A 20,748-nucleotide genomic window follows, 5' to 3' on the forward strand; every position below is an offset into this window, starting at 1 on the left:
CCCGCTTATTTTCCGGCAGCGGCGATCGTGATCCGGCCCTCGGCATCGCGCGAGATCCGGGCGCCCAGGCTCATCCGCACCGCCGAAGCGAAGCCCTCGGGATCGTCGGTGCGGAACACGCCGAACAGCCGTTCGCCGGCAAGGCTGCGGTCGACGACGATGCGTTCCTGCGCATTGTAGCGATTGAACTCGGCCGCCGCCCAGTCGAGCGTCTCTCCGCTCAAATCGATCTTGCCGTTGCGCCAGGCGAGCGCGCGATCGATCTCCGACGGTGCGGAGACGCGGCTGGTGATCGCGGCATTGTCGGCGACGAAGGCGCGCGCGCCGGCGGCGACGCGGACGCGATGCCCCTCGGCACCCACCACCCAGGTCTCGACCACGCCCTCGGTAACGAGCACATCGGCGCCGCCATCGCGGCGGCGCACCGAAAAGGCAGTGCCGACCGCACGGACACGGACATCACCCGCCTCGACCACGAAGGGCCGCTTCTTGTCCTTCGCGACCTGGAACCAGGCCTCACCCTGCGCCAGCCGGACGATGCGGCGATCGCTCTCGGCGTCGAAATCGACGGCGCTTTGCGTGTTGATCACCGCGGCCGACCCGTCGGCCAGCGGCACGCGGCGGATCTCACCGACCGCAGTGTCGTAACGCGCGTCGGGCTGCATCAACAGGAAGGCGGCAGCGAGCGATGCCGCGAGCGCCCCCGCACCGCCGAAGATCGCGCGGCGCGGCGTGAACCAGCGCGTGCGCTCGATTTCGACGGGCTCGGGCTCTCCGGCCTGAAGCTGACTGCCGCGATCGAGCAGCAGCCAGGTCGCTTCCGCCTGAAGCAAGGCGCCGCGACGACGGACGTCACCCGCCAGCCAGCCGTCGAGCTCCGCCTGCAAAGCCGGCGTGCGCCCTTCGCAGTCGATGCGCCAGACCCAGCGCACCGCCTGTTCCTCGATCTCAGTTGCGCTTTGCCGGTCGCTCATCATTCGCTTTCTTTCCGGGGAATGTCGGTTCGCCCGTCTCGCGCATCGCCTGCATGATCAGGCGCATGCCCTTGACCCCGTCATTCTCCACAATGCTTTCAGTCACTTTCAGCCGGTCCGCGATCTCGCGCTGCGACAGGCCCTCGATCTTGCGCATCTCGAAGATCCGCCGGCAGCGATCGGGCAGCCCCGCAATCACCCGCTGCACCATTTCCAGCTCGCGCTTCGCCGCGGTGACGCGCTCGGGCGACGGATCGTCCGATCCGGCGACGAGCGTGTCGATCTCCGCCACGCTTTCGATGCGCACGATGCGCGCGCGCCGGATCTGGCTGGTCAGCAGATTGCGCACGATCTGGAAGAAATAGCCGTCGGGCCGTGCGATCTGCTCGAAGGCATCGAGCGAGGCGAGATTGGCATAGGCTTCCTGGATCAGATCGTCGGCATCCTCGGTCGACACCATCGACCGCTTGAGCCAGGCGCGTACCGCCGGCTCATGCGGCATCACCTGGGTCGAGACCCAGGCGACGAGGCGTTGATGCCGGCCACTCATTCCCCCGCCTCACTCCCTTTCCATTGCAGTCGACACGCATAGCCCAGACGAACGGGGAAGCGCGTTCCTTCGGCAAAGACAATATATTTTTGCCGGTCTTGATCGCGACTTTCACGCGCAGCAGCCTCACGCGTGACGCATGCGAGACATGGGCAGGAATATCGATGAATATCAAAGCATTGCTTCTGGGCTTCACGCTGATGGGCGCGGCGCCGGTCCAGGCCGAAACCATCCTCTTCATCGGCAACAGCTTCACCTATGGCGCCTATTCGCCGGTCCAGCATTATCGATCCGATATCGTCACCGATCTGAACGACCAGCGCATCGGCGGCGTGCCCGCATTGTTCGAGATGTTCACGCGCCAGGCGGGGCTGGATTACGAGGTGAGCCTGGAGACCGCGCCGAGCAAGGGGCTGGATTTCCACCTGACCGACAAGGCGTCGGTGATCGGCCGGCACTGGGACCATGTCGTGATGCAGGGGCTGAGCATGCTCGACGCGAAGAAGCCGGGCGATGCGAGCTCGACAATCACCTATGCCGGGCTGCTCACCGACCTGTTCCGCCGTCACAATCCGGCGGTGCAGGTGCGGTTGACCGCGACCTGGTCGCGCGCCGACCAGACCTGGCTGCCGAACGGGCGCTGGTATGGCCGGCCGATCGGCGCGATGGCGCTCGACGTCCGCCGCGCTTATGATCTCGCAGCCGCGGCGACGCCCGCGATCCGCAACATCATCCCCGTCGGGCAGGCCTGGACACGCGCGATCGAGACCGGGGTGGCCGACGCCAATCCCTATGACGGGATCGATGCCGGCAAGGTCGATCTATGGGCGTACGACCATTATCATGGCAGCACTTACGGCTATTATCTGGAGGCTTTGGTCGTTTTCGGCCGCGTGACGGGCAAGGATCCGCGCATGCTGGGCGAGAAGGAGATCGCCGCATCCGAGCTGGGCATATCGCCCGCCCAGGCCAGCGCATTGCAGCAGGTCGCCCATGATGAGCTGGCGGCGGAAGCCGGACGCTCGGCGGCGGCGCCCGTCCATGGCAATTGGGGTCTGGCGCCGGGCGCCGGCGATCCGGCGGTTCGCCCCGGCGACGATTTCTATCGCTTCGCGCAAGGGCGCGCGGTGGCGGCGATGGAGATCCCCGCGGACCGGCCGCGCCAGAACTGGTTCTCGATCCTCGACGATCTCTCCCGCGAGCGTCAGAACGCGATCTTGGTGGACTCGTCGACGGCAGCGCAACCCGATGCACTCGGCCGCTTCTATGCCGCTTATATGGACGAAGCACGGATCGAAAAACGCGGTACCGCGCCGCTCGACGCCGATCTGAAAGCGGTGCGCGCCGCGCGCGATCGTGGCGCGCTCGCCGCGATCATGGGAACGGCCAATCGCGGCTTCGCCGGATCGCTGTTCCAGCTCCGCATCCGCGCCGATGCCCGCGATCCCGATCGCTACGCCATCCAGCTTCTGCAGGGCGGCCTGTCGCTGCCCGATCGCGATTATTATCTCGATGCTCGTTATCAGGCCGATGTCCGCGCCTTCCAGGCCTATGTCGCGACGATGCTGAAGCTGGCGGGCTGGACGGACGCCGAGCGCGCCGCGGAAGCCGTCGTGGCGCTGGAGGCGCAGATCGCGCAGGCGAGCTGGAGCCGCGCCGACAGCCTCGACCCCGAACGCACCCATCATCCGATGACGGTGGCGGCGCTCGAAGCCGCAGCACCGGGCTTTGCCTGGCGCCCCTTCCTTGCCGCCGCCGGATTGAAGGACGCCGATAGCGTCGTGCTGGCGCAGGACAGCGCGATCGTCCGGCTCGCCGCGCTGTTCGCGGCGACCCCGGTCGAGACGCTCAAGGCCTGGCAGGCCTTTTCTTATGCGGACAATGCCGCCGAGATCCTGCCCGCGCGCTTCGGTGCGGCACGCTTCGCATTCCGCGACAAGGCGCTGCAGGGCACGCCCGCCATGCCCGCGCGCTGGCGCCGCGCCGTGCTGACGCTCGACCGCTATATGAGCGACGCGCTCAACCGCCGCTATGTCGAACGGCATCTGCCGCCCGCCACACGCCAGGCGGTGACGCAACTCCTGACCAATCTGGAAAAAGCAGCGGCGGCACGGATCGACCGGCTCGATCGGATGGGGCCGGAAACGCGCAGGGAAGCGCATGCCAAGATCGCCGGGCTGCTGCGCAAGGTCGGCCATCCCGATGAGTGGCGCGACTATGCCGGGCTCGAGGTCGTCAACGGCGACGCCTATGGCAATCTGCGCCGCGGACGCGCCTTCGACTGGGATATGCGCGTCGCGCGGCTTGCCGGGCCGGTCGACCGTTCCGAATGGCAGATCACACCCGCGCTGGTCGACGCGACCTATAATGGCAGCCGCAACGAAGTGCTGTTCACCGCCGCGCTGATGCAGCCGCCCTTTTTCGATCCGGCCGCCGATCCCGCCGCCAATTATGCCGCGATCGGCGCGGTGATCGGGCACGAACTGAGCCATGCCTTCGATACGATCGGTCGCCGCTACGATGCGAAAGGTGAAGTGCGCGACTGGTGGACGCCGCAGGACGATGCGCGCTTCCGCGCCGAGGCGACGAGGCTGGGCGCACAATATGCGCGCTACGAGCCCCTGCCCGGCTTTCCGCTCAACGGCGAGCTCACCATGGCCGAGAATATCGCCGATCTTGGCGGCGCGGTGCTCGCGCTCGACGCCTATCGCATGTCGCTGGACGGCAAGCCCGCGCCGGTGATCGACGGACTGACCGGCGAGCAGCGCTTCTTCCACGCATTCGCCCAGCTCTGGCGGTCGCGCCAGCGCGACGAGACCGCCCGGCTGCGGATCCTGCTCGACTCGCACGCGGCGGAGCAGTTCCGCGTCAACGGCGTCGTCCGCAACATCGATGCCTGGTATGACGCGTTCGGCGTGAAACCCGGCGATGCGCTGTATCTGGCCCCGGGAGAGCGCGTGCGGATCTGGTGATTTGCGAAGGCGATTAGCGCGATACCCTAACTTCGGCCGCATTCTGGAGAGGAGGCCGAGGCGATGTATTCGAGACCCAAAAACCCGTTCATCCCGAGCGAAGTCGAGGGAGCCGTCCGAGCGAAGCCGAGGACCACATGCCCCAGTAGCCTCGGCTGCGCTCGGCTTAGTCCCTCGACTTCGCTCGGGATGAACGGAGTGAGGGTGGCAAAAACCATCACTGCGGCGAGATCCGAATCCTGTCTCAACAGCGATGTTTCGGCTGCGATCATCGCAAATATGCGCTCGCCCCCTTGCCCAATAATCCCGGACACCAGTGCGCTTTCGCGGGAATGACGACGCATTTTCCACCTGCCTGCTGGACGCCGGACACATGCCGGCGCTACCCGGTTGCGGCAGGATCGTCGACAATCCGACAGAGCGCAGCGTCGGGCATGTCCGATCGGGCAATTAAAGGGGAGATGGAATGGGTCGGAAATCTGGGGCGAAGGGCGGCGCGACACCACCGGCCGTGGCCGCCCAGCCATTCGGTTCGCCCAAGCAGCTTGCCGATGGCGGGCTGAAGACGTCGCTGGTCCAGACCGTCTATGCGACGATCATGGACGCGCTCGATGCGGGCGAATTGACGCCGGGCAGCCGGATCATCGCGTCCGAACTCGCGCAGCGACTCGGGCTGAGCCGCGCGCCGGTGCGCGAGGCGCTGGCGGTGCTGGCGGGCCAGGGCATGGTCGAACTCCATCCCGATCGCGGCGCGATCCTCCGCCCGCTCACCATCCGCGACCTCGCCGGCATCTACGAGGTCAGCGCGCCCGTCGCCGCGGTCGGCGTGCGCGGTGCCGCGCTGCGCATCGGCGAGGGCGACAATGCCGAGCGCGTCGTCGCGGCGATGGCCGCGATCCGCCGTGCCGGCGAAGCCCTGATCGGTGCGGAGATGGCTGCGAAAGTGCGATTCTACCTGGTCCTCAACGAGTTCCATTATCTGTTGAACGCCATTTCCGAGCGCCCCTATGTCGACTTCGTCATGCGCGCGGTGAACGTCGAATATTGGAACCGCTTCCTCGCCAGCACGATCGATCTGGACGTCCACGCGCCCAAATATGTCAGCAATTACCAGCGCATGGCCGACGCGGTGCTCGCCGGCGACGCCGCCGCGGGTGAGGCGGTCATGCGCTACCATGGCGACTGGTGCATCACCTTGCTGCTTGGAGAAGCGCCATCGCGTTGAAATTGTCGACGATATTGCACTTCTGAAGCATAAATATGACCTTAAATGGTCAAATCGTCGACAATTCGGTTGCAACGATCGACGAATCATGGTCTCTTCCCACCATTCCGGCAGCCAAACAGGGCGTCGACAGGGAGGGACGAGATGAGGGCTTTTCTTCGGGCATTGCAGGCCGGGCTCCTGCTCAGCGTTTCGGGCCCGGCCTTTGCGCAGCAAGCGGATAGCGCCGAGGCCGACGATAATTTCGGCAGCAGCGACATCATCGTGACCGCGAACAAGACCGGCGCCTCGCGCCTGCAGGATACGCCGATCTCGATCACCGCATTCAGCGACGCGATGCTGAGCGCGACCGGCGTCAAAGACGTGCGCGACCTGACGACGATGACGCCCAATCTGCAGGTGACGCAGAACGCATCCTTCTCCCAGGTCTATATTCGCGGCATCGGATCGAACAATGTCTTCGGCGGATCGGACCCATCGTCGACAATCCATCTCGACGGCGTCTATCTCGCGCGCCCGGCAAGCTATCTCAGCAATTTCCTCGACGTCGAACGGATCGAAGTGCTGCGCGGCCCGCAGGGCACGCTTTACGGCCGCAACTCGGTCGGCGGCACGATCAACGTGATCAGCCGCAAGCCGGGCAACGACTTCGCCGCCCGGGGCCAGATCACTTATGGCAATTACGACCTGATGCGCGCCGAGGCCTTTGTCAGCGGCCCGCTGGTGACCGACAAGGTGGCGGCGTCGATCTCGCTCATCGGCACGCGCCGCGACGGCTATCTCAAGAATATCGCGCCCGGTGTCGGCGATGTCGACAATGAAAAGACCTATGGCACGCGCGGGCAGATCCGCTTCACGCCGAGCGAACCGCTCGAGATCATCCTGCGTGCCGACTATCTGCGCTCCGACGATGCGCTGGCCGGCTATGTGAAGATGCTGCAGACGACGACCGACCCGCTCGCCAACAGCATCGTCGGCGATTATCGCAAGGTGGCGCTCAACATCCGTTCCGCGTCCGATCGCGAGCAATGGGGCATGGCCGGCGAGATCAATTACGATCTCGGCCCCGACATGCAGCTCAAGTCGCTCACTGCCTATCGCGAGAACCGGCTGATCCAGGTCGGCGACACCGACGGCACCGCGGTCAACACCCGCCGCACCGACCAGTTCGAAGGCCAGCGCCAATTCTCGCAGGAGCTGAACCTGACCGGCAAGACCGGCGGCCTCACCTATATCGCCGGGCTTTATTATTTCAGCGAAAACATCAAGGTGGACTCGAGCGTCACCACTTTCCCGACGGTCCGCGCGAATTTCTCACCGGTCATCCAGACCAGTGCCGTCGCCGCCTTCGCGCAGGGCACCTATGCGCTCACCGACCAGTTCTCGGTGACCGCGGGCATCCGCTACACGCGCGAGCGCAAGGATTTCGACCAGGTCGCCACCAATTTCTCGCTGCCGACCGGGCTGCCGCTGGCGACCTATCCGCGCACCTATTCGACGGACGGCGTCTACAAGGCATGGACCCCCAAGATCGGCCTGGAATATCGACCGACGAACAATGTGATGCTGTTCGCGTCCGCCACCAAGGGCTTTAAATCGGGCGGCTTCAATTTCTCGAGCGTCAATCCGGCCCAGGGCTTCGCGCCCGAGACGCTGTGGAGCTACGAGGCCGGCGCGAAGCTCGACCTGTTCGATCGTGTGCTGCGCGTCAACGCCAGCTTCTTCCATTATGATTACAAGGACCTGCAGGTTCAGTCGTTCCTGACCCCGGGGGTGATCGACATCACCAATGCCGCCGATGCGACCGTCGACGGCGTCGAGATCGAGACCGAACTGCGCCCGACAAAATGGCTGCAGGTCGGCGCCAACCTCGCCTATCTCGACGCGGTCTACAAAAACTACACCAACGCGCTGAAGCCCGGAAACATCCCGTTCGACGCGTCGGGCAATCACCTGAACCTGTCGCCGAAATGGGCCTATACGCTCTACACCCAGGTCGACGTGCCGGTGGGCGACGGATCGGTTTTCGGCCGCGCCGAATATAGCCACCGCACGCGGCAATATTTCACCGCGTTGAATGCCGGGCTCGATCAGCAGCCGGGCTATGCTCTGGTCAATGGCAGCATCGGCTATAATTTCCCGGGCGACCGTTTCCAGATCATCGCCTTCGGCCGCAATCTGGGTAACAAGGCCTATGTGACCAGCACCGCCAGCTTCGCCGCGGGTATCGTCGGCCGCGTCGGCGAGCCGCGCACCTATGGCATCCGCGCGATCGTGAAATACTGAGCATGAATGCGCCCGCCCTGATCCAGGCCGAATCCGACATGCCGATCCACGGCATGTTCGATCCCGCCTTCGGCGCCGTCGCCGATATGTTCGCGACGAATTTCCGCGACCGCGGCGAACATGGCGCCGCCGTCGCGGTCTATCGCGACGGGCAGAAGGTCGTCGATCTCTGGGGCGGCTGGGCGGATCCGGCCCGCACCCGCCCCTGGCGAGAAGACACGATCGTCTGCATGATGTCGGTCGGCAAGGGCATGGCGGCGCTCTGCGTCTGGATGCTCGTCGATCGCGGGCTGATCGACATGGATGCGCCGGTCGCCCGCTACTGGCCCGAATTCGCGCAAGGAGGCAAGGCCGAGATCACCGTCCGGACGCTGATCACCGGCAAGGCCGGTCTGCTCTATGCCGACCATGCCCCCGACGGCGCCGGTTTCGACTGGGACGTGATGATCCACGCGCTGGAACAGCAGGAGCCCTGCTGGGAACCCGGCACCGATCACGGCTATCATTCCTCGACCGCGGGCTATCTGTTCGGTGAGCTTGTCCGCCGGGTCGACGGCCGTCCGATCGACGTCTTCCTGGCGGAGGAAGTCTGCGATCCGCTGGGCGCCGATTATGGCTATGGCACGCGCGGCGCCGATCCCGACCGCGTCGCCGACATGATCCCTTCGGCCGAAAGCCATACCTTCGTCCAGTCGCGCGATCCGTCGACCAAATTGGGCCGGGCCTGGCGCATGCGTCCGCAATCGCCCGATCATTATAACGATCGCCGGATGCGCGAAGGGCTGATGCCGTCGACCAACGGCCATGGCAATGCCCGCGCCGTCGCGCGCATCTATGCGGCGCTGGCTTGTGGCGGGTCGCTCGACGGCGTCCGCCTGCTATCCGCCGGGACCATCGACCGGATGCGTGAGGAAAGCTGGTTCGGCCAGTGCGCGATGACCGATCGCGTCTTCCGCTATGCCCATGGCTTCTTCCTCAACGAGCCCAATATGTCGCCGATGGGCACCAACCCGCTGGCGTTCGGCCATCCCGGTGCCGGCGGCGCGCTCGGCTTCGCCGATCCCGAGAACCGCATCGCATTCTCGTACAGCCCGTCGCTGATGTGCGCGGGCGGCGGGCTCGGCGAACGCTGCGCGGCGCTTGCCGCTTCGGTGTACGCATGAGCGGCATGTTCACCGGCAAGGTCGCACTCGTCACCGGCGGGAGCTCCGGCATCGGCCAGCGCGTCGCCGAGCTGATCGCAGCCGAAGGCGGCAGCGTCGCCGTCGTCGCCAGCAGCAATGTCGACAAGGCGGCGGCCGTGGTCCGCGGCATCGAAGCCGCGGGGGGCAATGCGAAACCCTATGCGGTCGATGTCCGCGACGCGGCGGCGCTGGCCGGGCTGGTTGCCCAGGTCGAAAGCGAGCTTGGCGGCATCGACCTGCTCGTCAATGCGGCGGGAGTCTTCTATCCGACGCCGGCAGGCGCGACCGAGCCCGCCGATGCGGCGCGCTTGCTCGACATCAACATCCAGGGGCCGTGGAATGCGATATCCGCGGTCGTGCCGGGCATGCGCGCGCGCGGCGGCGGACGGATCGTCTCGTTATCCTCGGTCGCCGGACAGATCGGGGTCAGCGGCTTCGCGCTCTACGCCGCCAGCAAGGCGGCGATATCGATGATGACCCGCTCGCTTGCCGCCGAACTCGCGCCGCACGGCATCGCCGTCAACGCGGTCGCGCCGGGCAACACCGCGACACCGATGAATGCGGACGTCCGCGCGAACCCGGAAATGGCCGAAGGCATGCGGCGGATGACGCCCAGCGGCAATGCGTTCAGCGATCCCGACGATATCGCGGGCATCATCCTGTTCCTGCTCTCCGAAAAGGCCCGCCCGGTCCACGGTGCGACCTGGCTCGCCGACGAAGGCGTCTCGGCGGCGCTCGGCTGATGGCGATCCAGGCGCCTCTTCCCATCAGGGCAGGCGGTTATGCCTGGTATGTCGCGCTGCTGCTCGCGTCGGCGCATCTGCTGTCGTTCGTCGACCGCTTCCTGATGAGCCTGGTGATGGAGCCGTTAAAGGCCGATCTCGGCGTCAGCGACGCCCAGCTCGGGCTGCTCCAGGGCACCGGCTTCGTCATCCTCTACACCGTCGCCGCCATTCCGCTGGGGCGGATGGCCGATCGGGTCAATCGCCGGAACCTGATCATCGCGGGCATCCTGATCTGGAGCCTGGCGACGGCTTTGTGCGGTCTCGCCAATTCGTTCGGATCGCTGTTCCTCGCGCGCATCGGCGTGGGTTTCGGCGAAGCCGCCCTGGTGCCCGCCGCCATGTCGCTGCTCGCCGCCTATTTCCCGCGCAGCCAATTGGGCCGTGCGGTCTCGCTGTTCACCACGGGCGCATCGCTCGGCAAAAGTCTGGCCCTGGTCGGCGGCGGCGCATTGCTCGCCGCGCTGGTCGTGGCGGGCGGGCTCCATATCCCCGGTCTCGGGCTGCTCGCCCCCTGGCAGGGAACCTTCGTGCTGATGGCCATTCCAGGCCTGCTGCTCGCGGCGATCCTGCTGACCGTGCGCGAACCCGCACGCGTCGAGACCGGCGTGGCGCGGGCGAGCATGGCCGAAGCCTTTGCCTATCTGCGCGCGCACCGTGCGGCCTTCATCCTCCACATCGCGGCGGCGGCGTCGGTGGTGCTCGTCGTCCAGTCCTTCACCGCCTGGACGCCATCCTATTATGTCCGTTTCTTCGCGCTGACGCCGTCCGAGGCCGGCCTCGCCGTCGGCGGCGTGATCCTGATCGGCGCCCCGCTCGGCCATTTGTGCGGCGGCATCCTGACCGATTTCTTCCAGACGCGCGGCTATGCCTCGCCGGTGGCGCCGGTCATGATGGCCGGCCTGCTGGGCGGCCTCGCCGCGCTGCTCGCCTTCGTCTCGAGCACCGATCTGGCAGCCTCGCTGCTGCTGCTCGGGCTGCTGAACTTCTTCATGACGCTGGGTGCGCCCGCCAGCCTGGCCGGCGTGCAGATGCTCACGCCCGATCGTCTGCGCGGCGTCGTCACCGCGGTGTTCCTGGCCTGCACCACCTTGATCGGCATCGGTTGCGGCCCGCCTCTGGTGGGCCTGACCTCGGACCTGCTCGGCGGTCCGCTGCATCTCGCCACCGCATTGGTCATGGTGCTGTCGGTGATCGCCATCCTCGGAAGCCTGGCCGCATTCGCCAGTCGAAGACCATTCGCAGCGACCGTCGCGTTCAACGCGTCGCACTAAATCCACACAACAGGGAGTTTCCGCATGCGCCGTACCAGCAAGGCGATCATCACCTGCGCCGTCACGGGATCGATCCACACGCCATCGATGTCGCCGCACCTGCCGATCACCCCCGACGAGATCGCCGAACAGGCGATCGAAGCGGCGGAAGCCGGCGCCGCCATCCTGCATCTCCACGCCCGCGATCCGCGCGACGGCCGCCCCTCGCCCGATCCCGAACTCTACATGCAGTTCCTGCCGCGCATCAAACAGGCGTCGGACGCCGTGATCAACATCACCACCGGTGGCGCGCCGGGCTTCAGCGAGGAAGACCGCATGGCCGGCCCCCTGCGCGCCAGCCCCGAGATGACGTCGCTCAACATGGGATCGATGAATTTCGGTTTCTGGCCGCTCGCCGACAAGTTCGAATGGAAGCATGACTGGGAACGCGAGCTGATGCTCGGGTCCAAGCGCTTCCCGGCCAATCACAATTTCGCGCTGATCGAACAGATCATGGTCGAACTGGGCCAGGGCCACGGCACCCGTTTCGAATATGAATGCTACGACATCGGCCATCTCTACAACGTCAAGCATTTCGCGGATCTCGGCATCATCAAGCCGCCCTTCCTGATCCAGGGCATCTTCGGAATCCTCGGAGGCATCGGCGCCGATCTCGAGAATTTCATGATGTTCAAGCAGACCGCGGACCGGCTGTTCGGCGACGATTACATGCTGTCCTGCTTCGCGGTCGGCCGCCCGCAGATGAAGTTCCTGACGCAATGCGCATTGGTTGGCGGCAGCGTCCGGGTCGGGCTGGAGGACAGCCTGTATATCGGCCGCGGCGAGCTCGCGACCAGCAATGCGCAGCAAGTCCGCAAGATCCGCGCGATCATGGATTCACTCGATATCGAGATCGCGACACCCGCGGAGGCGCGCGAAATGCTCGGCCTCAAGGGCGGCGACTCGGTCGCTTTCTGACGGACCGATCATGCGTCTTGCAACCGATACTGGCGGTACCTTCACCGATCTCGTCGTTGAGGATGACGACGGCTCGATCACGCTCCACAAGGCGTCGACCGTGCCGTCGGATCCGGTCGCGGGCGTGCTCGACGCGCTGAGCGGCGCGGCGGCCGCGCGGGGCATGAGCCTGACCGAGCTCCTCGGCCGGTGCGACAGCTTCATCCACGGCACCACCCATGCGATCAACGCGATCATCACCGGCCGCACCGCGCGCACAGCGCTGATCGTCACCGAGGGCCATCGCGACATCCTGCTGTTCCGCGAGGGCGGGCGCACCGAACCCTTCAACCACACCATCCCCTATCCTGCGCCCTATGTGCCGCGCGCGCTCACCTTCGAGGCGCGCGAGCGCATCGGGTCGGATGGCGGCGTGATGATCGCGCTCGACGAGGCGGGCGTGATCGAAACGCTGGAGCGGGTGCGTGAGAGCGGCGCGGAGGCGCTTGCGGTCGCGCTGCTCTGGTCGACGGTTAATCCCGCGCACGAGCGGCGCATCAGCGCGCTGATCGAACGGCATTTGCCCGGCATCCCCTATAGCCTGTCGCACGCCGTCAATCCGACCCTGCGTGAATTCCGCCGGGCGTCCTCGGCCGCGATCGACGCGTCGCTGAAACCGCTGATGACGCATTATCTGGGCGGCCTGACCGCGCGCCTCTCCGAAGCGGGCTTTGCCGGCAAGGTGATGGTGCTGACCAGCGCGGGCGGCATGGTCGAAGCGGAGGAAGTCGCGGCTTCGCCGATCCGCGTGATCAATTCGGGGCCGTCCATGGCCCCCGTCGCCGGCCGCCATTATGCGGAGCGCGAAGGCGCGTGGCGGACCGCGATCGTCGCCGATACCGGCGGAACGACCTACGACATCAGCCTGGTCAGCGACGGGCGCATCCCGATGACGCGCGACCTGTGGATCGGCGAACCCTATCGCGGCCATCTTGCCGGCTACCCTTCCGTCGACGTCAAGAGCGTCGGCGCGGGCGGCGGCAGCATCGCCGCCGTCGATTCCGCGGGCCTGCTGCGCGTCGGTCCGGGCAGCGCGGGCTCGACGCCCGGCCCCGCCTGTTACGGCCGCGGCGGCAGCCGCCCGACCGTGACCGATGCCTGCGTGACATTGGGCTATATTGACCCCGATTATTTCCTCGGCGGCGCGATGCAGCTCGATGGCGATGCGGCGCGGGGCGCGATCGCGCGCGACGTCGCCGATCCGCTGGGCATCAGCGCGGAGGACGCCGCGTGGAGCATCCTCGACCTCGCCACCGAGAATATGGTGCAGGCGATCCAGGACATGACGGTCAATCAGGGGATCGATCCGGCCCAGGCCGTGCTGATCGGCGGCGGCGGTGCCGCCGGGCTCAATTCGGTGTTCATCGCCCGGCGACTGGGATGCCGCGAACTGCTGATCCCCGAAACCGGCGCGGCGATGAGCGCGGCGGGCGCGATGATGTCCGACATCGCGGCTGAGTTCCCCACCACCACCTATGCCTCAACCGCCGGTTTCGACCTGTCGCGCGCTCACACCGCCTTCAGTGCGGTCCGCGAGCAGGCGGAGGCGTTCATCGCCCGGGCGCAGCTGACGGGGACGATCAGCTATGTCGCCGAAGCCCGCTATGACGGGCAGGCCTGGGATATCGACGTGCCGATCGACGATGCCGGCTTCGCGACCGGGGCCGATGTCGCGCGCTTCCGCACCGCATTCGATGCGATGCACGAGCAGCTCTTCACCATCCGTGACGAGGATTCGGCGGTCGAGCTGATCGGGCTGCGCGCGCGCGTCGCCTGCCCATCCCGACCCGACGCCGAATTCCGGCTGAAGCACGATGTGCAGGGCGCGGCCCCGTCGCGCTCCCGGCCGGTCTATTTCGCCGGCCAGGGCTGGCTCGATACGCCCGTGCTGCGCTGGGATACGATCCCGGTCGACAGCGTGCAGACCGGGCCGGCGCTGATCGAATCCGCCTTCACCACTATCGTCGTCGATCCGCCGGCGCGTTTCCGCCGGACGGCTGCCGGCTCCATCCTGATCGAGGCCTGATCATGACCGATGTTCCCATGAACGGCGCCGAAATGGCAGTGCTGCGCAGCCGGCTCGACGGCGTCGTGCGCAAGATGTCGAACACATTGCTCCGCACCGGCCGGTCGGGCGTGATCAACCGCGCGCGCGACTTCTCCTGCTGCCTGCTCACCCGCGACGGCGAATTGCTGACCGCGGCGGACAGCCTGCCGATCCATGTCCTGTCGGGCCCCGACATGATGGCGCGCAGCATGAAGCAATTCCATCCGGAGCTGCGTGCAGGCGACGCGTTCCTGCACAATTCGCCCTATCATGGCTGCTCGCATCCCGCCGATCTCAGCGTGATCGTGCCGGTGATGGACGAAGCGGGCGAGCATCGCTTCACCGTGCTCGCCAAGGCGCACCAGGCGGATATCGGCAACAGCCAGCCGACCACCTATATGGCCGAAGCGCGCGACGTCTATCATGAAGGCGCGCTGCTCTTCCCCGCCGTCCAGGTCCAGCGCGACGGCCAGGACATCGACGATATCATCCGCATGTGCGAGCTGCGCATCCGCGTGCCGCATCAATGGCGCGGCGACTATCTCTCCACCGTCGGCGCGGCCCGCATCGGCGAAAAGGCACTGACTGAACTGGCCCGCGAAGCTGGCTGGGACCGGCTGGAGGCCTTTGCCCGTCAATGGTTCGACTATTCCGAAGCGCGGATGGCGGATGCGATCGGGCGGCTGCCCGCCGGCCGCGTCATCGGATCGAGCACGCACGATCCCTTCCCCGGCCTGCCCGCCGAAGGGCTGAAGATCACGGCGAAGGTCGACGTCGATCCCGCCCAGGGCCGTATCGCGGTCGATCTGACCGACAATCCGGACTGCCTGCCCTGCGGCATGAACCTGTCCGAGGCCTGCGCACGCACCGCCGCGATGATCGGCGTCTTCAACAGCATCGATCATGACGTGCCCAAAAATGCCGGATCGTTCCGCCGGATCGACGTGAAGCTGCGGGTGGGCTGCATCGCCGGCATTCCGACCCATCCCTTTTCCTGCTCCGCCGCGACAACGAACATCGCCGATCGCGCCGCGAACAGCGTGCAGACCGCGCTGGCGACATTGGGCGAGGGCATCGGCATGGCCGAGGTCGGATCGGTGATCGCGCCCTCCGCCGGCGTCGTCTCAGGCATCGATCCGCGCACCGGCCGACCCTTCGTCAACCAGATCTTCCTGGCGATGAGCGGCGGCGCCGCCAGCCATGCCAGTGATGCCTGGTGGACGATCGGCCATGTCGGCAATGCCGGTCTCTGCTGCATCGACGGCGTCGAGCTGGCCGAGCTTTCGCAGCCGATCCTGGTCCATCGCCGCGGCTTTTTGACCGATACCGAGGGTGCCGGCACGCAGAATGGCGCGCCGTCGACCATCGTCGAATTCGGACCGATCGGCGGGGGCATGGACATCGGCTATCTCTCCGATGGGCATGTCAATGTGCCGGTCGGCGTGCGTGGTGGGCAGTCGGGCGGCGGTGCGGATCAATATCTGATCCAGCGCGACGGCAGCCACAGCGAACTTCCCGCCTGCGCACAGGTGCATATCGAGGATGGCGAACGCATCGTCGCTATCTCCTGCGGCGGCGGCGGCTATGGAGATCCCCGCAAACGCCCGGCGCAGCGCGTCGCCGACGACGTCGCGGGCGGGCTGATCAGCCCGGATCGCGCGCGAGACATCTATGGAGTGGTGATCTCCGGCAGCGGCGCGCTCGACGCGACCGCGACGGACGCCGAACGGAGCAGAACAGCATGAGCAACAGGTCCGTCCTCGTCACAGCCGGGGGATCCGGCATCGGGCTCGCCATCGCCGAGATCTTCCACGAACGCGGCGACCGCGTGATCGTGTGCGACGTCGACCAAGGCGCGCTCGACCGTCTGAGCCAGAATCGGCCCGGCATCGTCACCAGCCTGACCGACGTTGCCGATCCCGTCGCGGTAGCCGCGATGATCGATCGGGTCGGCCCCGTGTCGGTGCTGGTCAACAATGCCGGCGTCGCCGGACCGATCGGCGCGCTGGAGGATAATGATCCCGAGGATTGGGCGCGCTGCTTCGCGGTCAATGTCCATGGCGCCTTCCATATGATGCGTGCCGTCGTGCCCGCGATGCGGGCGGCCGGCGGCGGCACGATCGTCAACATCTCGACCGCGTCCACCGTCACCGGCCTGCCCGGCCGGTCGGCCTATATCGCGTCGAAATGGGCGCTCGAGGGGCTGACCAAGAATGCCGCGCGCGAGTTCGGCCCGGCGGGCATCCGCGTCAACGCGATCCGCCCCGGTTTCATGGACACCGATCGCATGCGCGGCCTGATGGCCCGCGCGGCCGAACGCCGGGACCTGCCCGTCGCCGAGGTCGAGGCCGAAGCGCTCGGCTATATCTCGCTGCGCACCAAGATCCAGCCGTCAGAGATCGGCGAGATGGCATGGTTCCTCGCGTCGGACACGGCACGGCACATCACCGCGCAGATCATCGGCGTCGACGGCAATTCGGAATGGGAAGGCTGATCGATGGGACGCATGGCTCTTCTGACGCCCGACGCATTGCTGGCGAAGGGCGTCGATGCCGCGCCGTTCCTCGAGCATTTCGCCGAACTTCCCGGCAGCGTCGCCACGCTGGCCCATCGCCCCGAGATATTGAACGCGACGCTCGGCCTGTGGAACGCGGTGATGGCGCCCGGCGCGGTCCCGCTCGATCTCAAATATTTGGCGGGCTATCTCGCAAGCATGTCGGCGGGTTGCCGTTATTGCGCGGCGCATACCGCGAGCAACGCGGCGGCCACCGGCGGCGGCAGCGAGCGGATCGCGGCGGTCTGGGATTTCGAGCGCAGCCCGCTCTTCAGCGATGCCGAGCGCGCCGCGCTTCGCTTTGCCATGCTGGCCGGCCAGTCGCCAACGGGCGTCACCGACCAGGCCTATGCCGAGCTGGCGGCGCATTATGACGACGGCCAGATCGTCGAGCTGCTTGCCGCAATTGCCCTTTACGGCTTCTTCAATCGCTGGAATGACAGTCTCGCAATGCCGCTGGAAGCAACGCCGCGCGGCTTCGCCGAAACGCATCTGACGCCGCATGGGTGGGAGATTGGCAGCCATGACTGATTTCCCGGCCATCGATTGCGGCTTCACCGTCGTCCATCCCTGGCTGTGCGACGCGATGGGCCATCTGACGACGCGCCACTATCTCGGCATGTTCGACGATGCATCCTATCACCTGTACGCGTCGCTGGGTTACGATCCCGCGGCCGGCGCCGCCGCCAATCAGGGCTGGGCCGATGTCCGCCACGAGATCGAATATCACTCCGAACTCGCGGCCGGCGCGCTGGTGCGCATCGACGGCCGGCTGACCCATCTCGGCCGCACCTCGATCGCCAGCGAATACCGGATGTTCACGCGCATCGACGATCGCCTGTGCGCGACCTTGACCGCGCGCACGGTCTGCTTCGATCTCGAGGCGCGCCGCTCCCGGCCGCTGCCCGCCGATTTCGTCGCCCGCGCAGCGGAGCTGTTCGGCATCACGGCGTGATGCGCGCGGCGTTGCCGCGGCTGATCGACGGCGTATCGCGCCAGGGCCGCGAGCTGCTGCGCCGCTACGCATCCTTCGTGTTCGACCGCCGCACCGACCAGGCGGGCTCGCGGATCGAGCGGATGGAAGGATTGGCGCGCAGCCTGTTGTCGGGTCGCGGCGAAGCCTCCGGCGCGATGATCGCGGCCGACCTGCTCGATCTTTACGCCGAATCCGCCGCCGACGAGCGCCTCGCCTTCTTCCACCGGCTTGCCGAGGGGTTCGGCCCCGATCCGGCCGCGCTCGATGCGGCGTGGGCCGCTTATAAATCCGGAGGCCCGGCCGAGCTGCCGCTGCTCGCGCGCGCGGTGGAGGCCCCTCGTCAGGAGCTGTTCCGCCGCCTCAACCTCGCGCCCGGCGGCACCGCCCGGCTGATCGCGCTGCGCGCCGACCTGCTGCGCGCGATGAAAAGCGCGGATGGCACGCTCGACATGGTCGATGCCGATCTGCTCCACCTGCTCCAATCCTGGTTCAATCGCGGTTTCCTGGCGATGCGGCCGATCACCTGGTCGTCGCCCGCCAGCCTGCTCGAACGCGTGATCCGCTACGAAGCGGTCCACGACATCCGCGACTGGGCGGATCTGCGCAGCCGCCTCGACCCACCCGACCGGCGCTGCTTCGCATTCTTCCACCCGGCCATGCCCGACGAGCCGCTGATCTTCGTCGAGGTCGCACTCACCCGCAGCATGCCCGACAGCATCCAGGCGGTGCTCGATCCGGTGCGCGAGCCGATGGCCGCCACCAATGCCGACACCGCGGTCTTCTATTCGATCAGCAATTGCCAGCCGGGGCTGAAGGGCGTCTCCTTCGGCCATTTCCTGATCAAGCAGGTCGCGACCGATCTCAAGCGCGACCTGCCCGGGCTCGAGCATTTCGTCACCCTGTCGCCGATTCCGGCTTTCATGGCCTGGCTTGGCAAGGCCAAGCCGGCATTGGCCGACGCGGCGCGCGCCGGCGATGCCTCGCAGGCCGAACTGACCGCGCAGGCGATTGCCTATTTCACCGCGGCGCGTACCGCGGACGACCGCCCGGTGGATCCAGTCGCGCGTTTCCATCTCGGCAATGGCGCACGGCTTGAGCGGCTGAACTGGATGGGCGACATTTCCGAGAACGGCATGCGGCAGAGCGCGGGCATGATGGTCAATTATCTCTACGACCTGCCGAGCATCGAAGCGCATCATGAGGCCTATGCCAATGACGGCACCGTGATATTGGGCGATCCGTTCCGCACGATGATGCGGGACGCGGCGAAGCCCGCCGCTGGCACGCGGGCAGGGAAGACACGATGACCAATCTCTACACGCGGCTTTCGGCGCAATTCCCCCAGGGTCGCGGACGTCCCTTCGCGACGTTGCCCGATGGCGCGGTCGTGACCTATGCCGATGTCGACGCGCGATCCGGCCGTTTCGCCAATGCGCTGGCCGGTCTTGGCGTCCGGCCCGGCGACCGCGTCGCGGTGCAGGCGGAAAAGAGCATCGACATGCTGATGCTCTATCTCGGCTGCCTGCGCGCGGGCGCCGCGTTCCTGCCGCTCAACACCGCCTATACGGCCGGCGAACTCGATTATTTCATGCGCGACGCCGAACCCGCCTTGTTCGTCTGCGATCCCACGCAGGAAGCGTCGATCCGAACGCTCGCTGCAAAAACCGGCGTTCCGCGCGTCGAGACGCTCGACGAGGCCGGCGGCGGCACGCTTGCCGCGATCGCGGCGGAGAGCGCCGGCGAATTCGACACCATCGCACGCGGCGACGACGATCTGGCCGCGATCCTCTACACATCGGGCACGACCGGCCGGTCGAAGGGCGCAATGCTGAGCCATGACAATCTGGCCTCCAACGCCTTCACGCTGAAGGATCACTGGCGCTTCACCGCCGACGACGTGCTGCTTCACGCGCTGCCGATCTTCCATACCCATGGGCTTTTCGTCGGCACCAATGTCGTGCTCGCCTCGGGTGCATCGATGCGCTTCCTGCCGCGCTTCGACGTGGAGGCGGTGCTGGCCGCGCTGCCGCTGTCGACGACGATGATGGGCGTGCCCACCTTCTATATCCGCCTGCTCGGCGAAGATCGTTTCGACCGATCGCTGGTCGCGCATATGCGGTTGTTCGTTTCGGGCTCCGCGCCGCTCTCCGCCGACATCCACCGTGAATTCCGCGAGCGGACCGGCCATGCGATCCTCGAACGCTACGGCATGACCGAGACCAACATGAACACCTCCAATCCCTATGACGGGGATCGGATCGCGGGCACGGTCGGCCTGCCGCTGCCCGGCGTCGACATCCGCATCGCCGATCCCGACACCGGCCGCGTGTTGCCGCAGGGCGAGATCGGCGTGATCGAGATCGCCGGCCCCAATGTGTTCACCGGCTATTGGCGGATGCCGGAAAAGACCGAAGCCGAATTTCGCGACGGCTATTTCATCTCGGGCGACCTCGGCTTCATCGACGATCGCGGCTATGTCTCGATCGTCGGCCGCGCCAAGGATCTCATCATCTCGGGCGGCTACAACATCTATCCCGCCGAGGTCGAGACCGCGCTCGACGAACTCGAACAGGTCCGCGAATCCGCGGTGATCGGCATTCCCCATCCCGATCTGGGCGAAGCCGTGGTCGCCGTGGTCGTGCCGCGCGATCCCGATTTCGCCGACGGCAATGCGCTGAAGGCGTCACTCGCCGACACGCTCGCCCGCTTCAAGCAGCCGCGCCAGGTGCATTTCGTCGACGCGCTGCCCAAGAACGCGATGGGCAAGATCCAGAAGACGGTGCTGCGCGAGCGTTATGCCGGGGCGTAGGGGCTGATCCAATTGCTTGGTTGATCTTGTCATCCCCGCGCACGCGCACTGGTGTCCGGGATTTCAATCGGAGCGCGAGACAGCAAGAACTCTCCTCCCTACGCGTAGCGTGGGGAGGG

16 protein-coding genes are annotated in these 20,748 nt (G+C 66.5%); 14 read left to right on the forward strand and 2 right to left on the reverse strand.

The window, feature by feature from the left end:
- Positions 1–5: 5 nt before the first annotated feature.
- Together AC3WN8_RS24190 and AC3WN8_RS24195 are read right to left on the reverse strand one after the other, a co-directional pair.
- Positions 6–974, reverse strand: coding sequence for a FecR family protein (locus AC3WN8_RS24190; RefSeq protein ID WP_492672060.1), 969 nt, complete (start codon positions 972–974; stop codon positions 6–8).
- Positions 949–1,524, reverse strand: coding sequence for an RNA polymerase sigma factor (locus AC3WN8_RS24195; protein WP_492672061.1), 576 nt, complete (start codon positions 1,522–1,524; stop codon positions 949–951). Before AC3WN8_RS24195 ends, AC3WN8_RS24190 begins: the two co-directional genes overlap by 26 nt.
- Positions 1,525–1,688: 164 nt before the next feature.
- On the opposite strand from AC3WN8_RS24195, the gene AC3WN8_RS24200 reads away from it, so the two are divergent.
- From AC3WN8_RS24200 to AC3WN8_RS24265, 14 genes are all read left to right on the forward strand, one after another.
- Positions 1,689–4,496: a M13 family metallopeptidase gene (locus AC3WN8_RS24200; RefSeq protein ID WP_492672062.1), complete on the forward strand. Its 2,808-nt coding sequence runs from the start codon at positions 1,689–1,691 to the stop codon at positions 4,494–4,496.
- Positions 4,497–4,962: 466 nt separating this feature from the next.
- Positions 4,963–5,721 (forward strand): GntR family transcriptional regulator, encoded by a 759-nt coding sequence (locus tag AC3WN8_RS24205; protein ID WP_492672063.1) that lies wholly within the window; start codon positions 4,963–4,965, stop codon positions 5,719–5,721.
- A gap of 144 nt (positions 5,722–5,865) precedes the next feature.
- Positions 5,866–8,007, forward strand: a complete 2,142-nt coding sequence (locus AC3WN8_RS24210; RefSeq protein WP_492672064.1) for a TonB-dependent receptor — start codon at positions 5,866–5,868, stop codon at positions 8,005–8,007.
- A gap of 2 nt (positions 8,008–8,009) precedes the next feature.
- A complete protein-coding gene (locus AC3WN8_RS24215; protein WP_492672065.1) occupies positions 8,010–9,170 on the forward strand; it encodes a serine hydrolase domain-containing protein in 1,161 nt (386 codons plus the stop codon).
- Positions 9,167–9,934 carry an SDR family NAD(P)-dependent oxidoreductase gene (locus tag AC3WN8_RS24220; protein ID WP_492672066.1) on the forward strand — a complete coding sequence of 256 codons (768 nt, stop codon included), beginning with the start codon at positions 9,167–9,169 and terminating at the stop codon, positions 9,932–9,934. Before AC3WN8_RS24215 ends, AC3WN8_RS24220 begins: the two co-directional genes overlap by 4 nt.
- Positions 9,934–11,247, forward strand: coding sequence for an MFS transporter (locus AC3WN8_RS24225; RefSeq protein WP_492672067.1), 1,314 nt, complete (start codon positions 9,934–9,936; stop codon positions 11,245–11,247). Before AC3WN8_RS24220 ends, AC3WN8_RS24225 begins: the two co-directional genes overlap by 1 nt.
- A 24-nt stretch (positions 11,248–11,271) precedes the next feature.
- Complete coding sequence (kce, locus tag AC3WN8_RS24230) at positions 11,272–12,204, forward strand: 3,5-dioxohexanoate:acetyl-CoA acetone transferase (RefSeq protein WP_492672068.1); 933 nt, start codon at positions 11,272–11,274, stop codon at positions 12,202–12,204.
- Between the two features lie 10 nt (positions 12,205–12,214).
- A complete protein-coding gene (locus tag AC3WN8_RS24235; protein WP_492672069.1) occupies positions 12,215–14,269 on the forward strand; it encodes a hydantoinase/oxoprolinase family protein in 2,055 nt (684 codons plus the stop codon).
- A 2-nt stretch (positions 14,270–14,271) separates the two neighbouring features.
- Positions 14,272–16,035, forward strand: coding sequence for a hydantoinase B/oxoprolinase family protein (locus tag AC3WN8_RS24240; protein ID WP_492672070.1), 1,764 nt, complete (start codon positions 14,272–14,274; stop codon positions 16,033–16,035).
- Complete coding sequence (locus tag AC3WN8_RS24245; protein ID WP_492672071.1) at positions 16,032–16,784, forward strand: SDR family oxidoreductase; 753 nt, start codon at positions 16,032–16,034, stop codon at positions 16,782–16,784. Before AC3WN8_RS24240 ends, AC3WN8_RS24245 begins: the two co-directional genes overlap by 4 nt.
- Before the next feature lie 12 nt (positions 16,785–16,796).
- On the forward strand, positions 16,797–17,375 hold the full coding sequence (locus AC3WN8_RS24250) for a carboxymuconolactone decarboxylase family protein (RefSeq protein ID WP_492672072.1): 579 nt from the start codon (positions 16,797–16,799) through the stop codon (positions 17,373–17,375).
- Entirely contained in the window at positions 17,368–17,799 is a 432-nt protein-coding gene (locus AC3WN8_RS24255) for an acyl-CoA thioesterase (RefSeq protein ID WP_492672073.1), read from the forward strand. Before AC3WN8_RS24250 ends, AC3WN8_RS24255 begins: the two co-directional genes overlap by 8 nt.
- A complete protein-coding gene (locus AC3WN8_RS24260) occupies positions 17,799–19,127 on the forward strand; it encodes a malonyl-CoA decarboxylase (RefSeq protein ID WP_492672074.1) in 1,329 nt (442 codons plus the stop codon). Before AC3WN8_RS24255 ends, AC3WN8_RS24260 begins: the two co-directional genes overlap by 1 nt.
- Positions 19,124–20,629, forward strand: coding sequence for a malonate--CoA ligase (locus AC3WN8_RS24265; protein WP_492672075.1), 1,506 nt, complete (start codon positions 19,124–19,126; stop codon positions 20,627–20,629). Before AC3WN8_RS24260 ends, AC3WN8_RS24265 begins: the two co-directional genes overlap by 4 nt.
- Positions 20,630–20,748 lie beyond the last annotated feature (119 nt).

It is taken from the genome of Sphingobium sp. FW305-3-2-15-F-TSA7 (assembly GCF_058787155.1).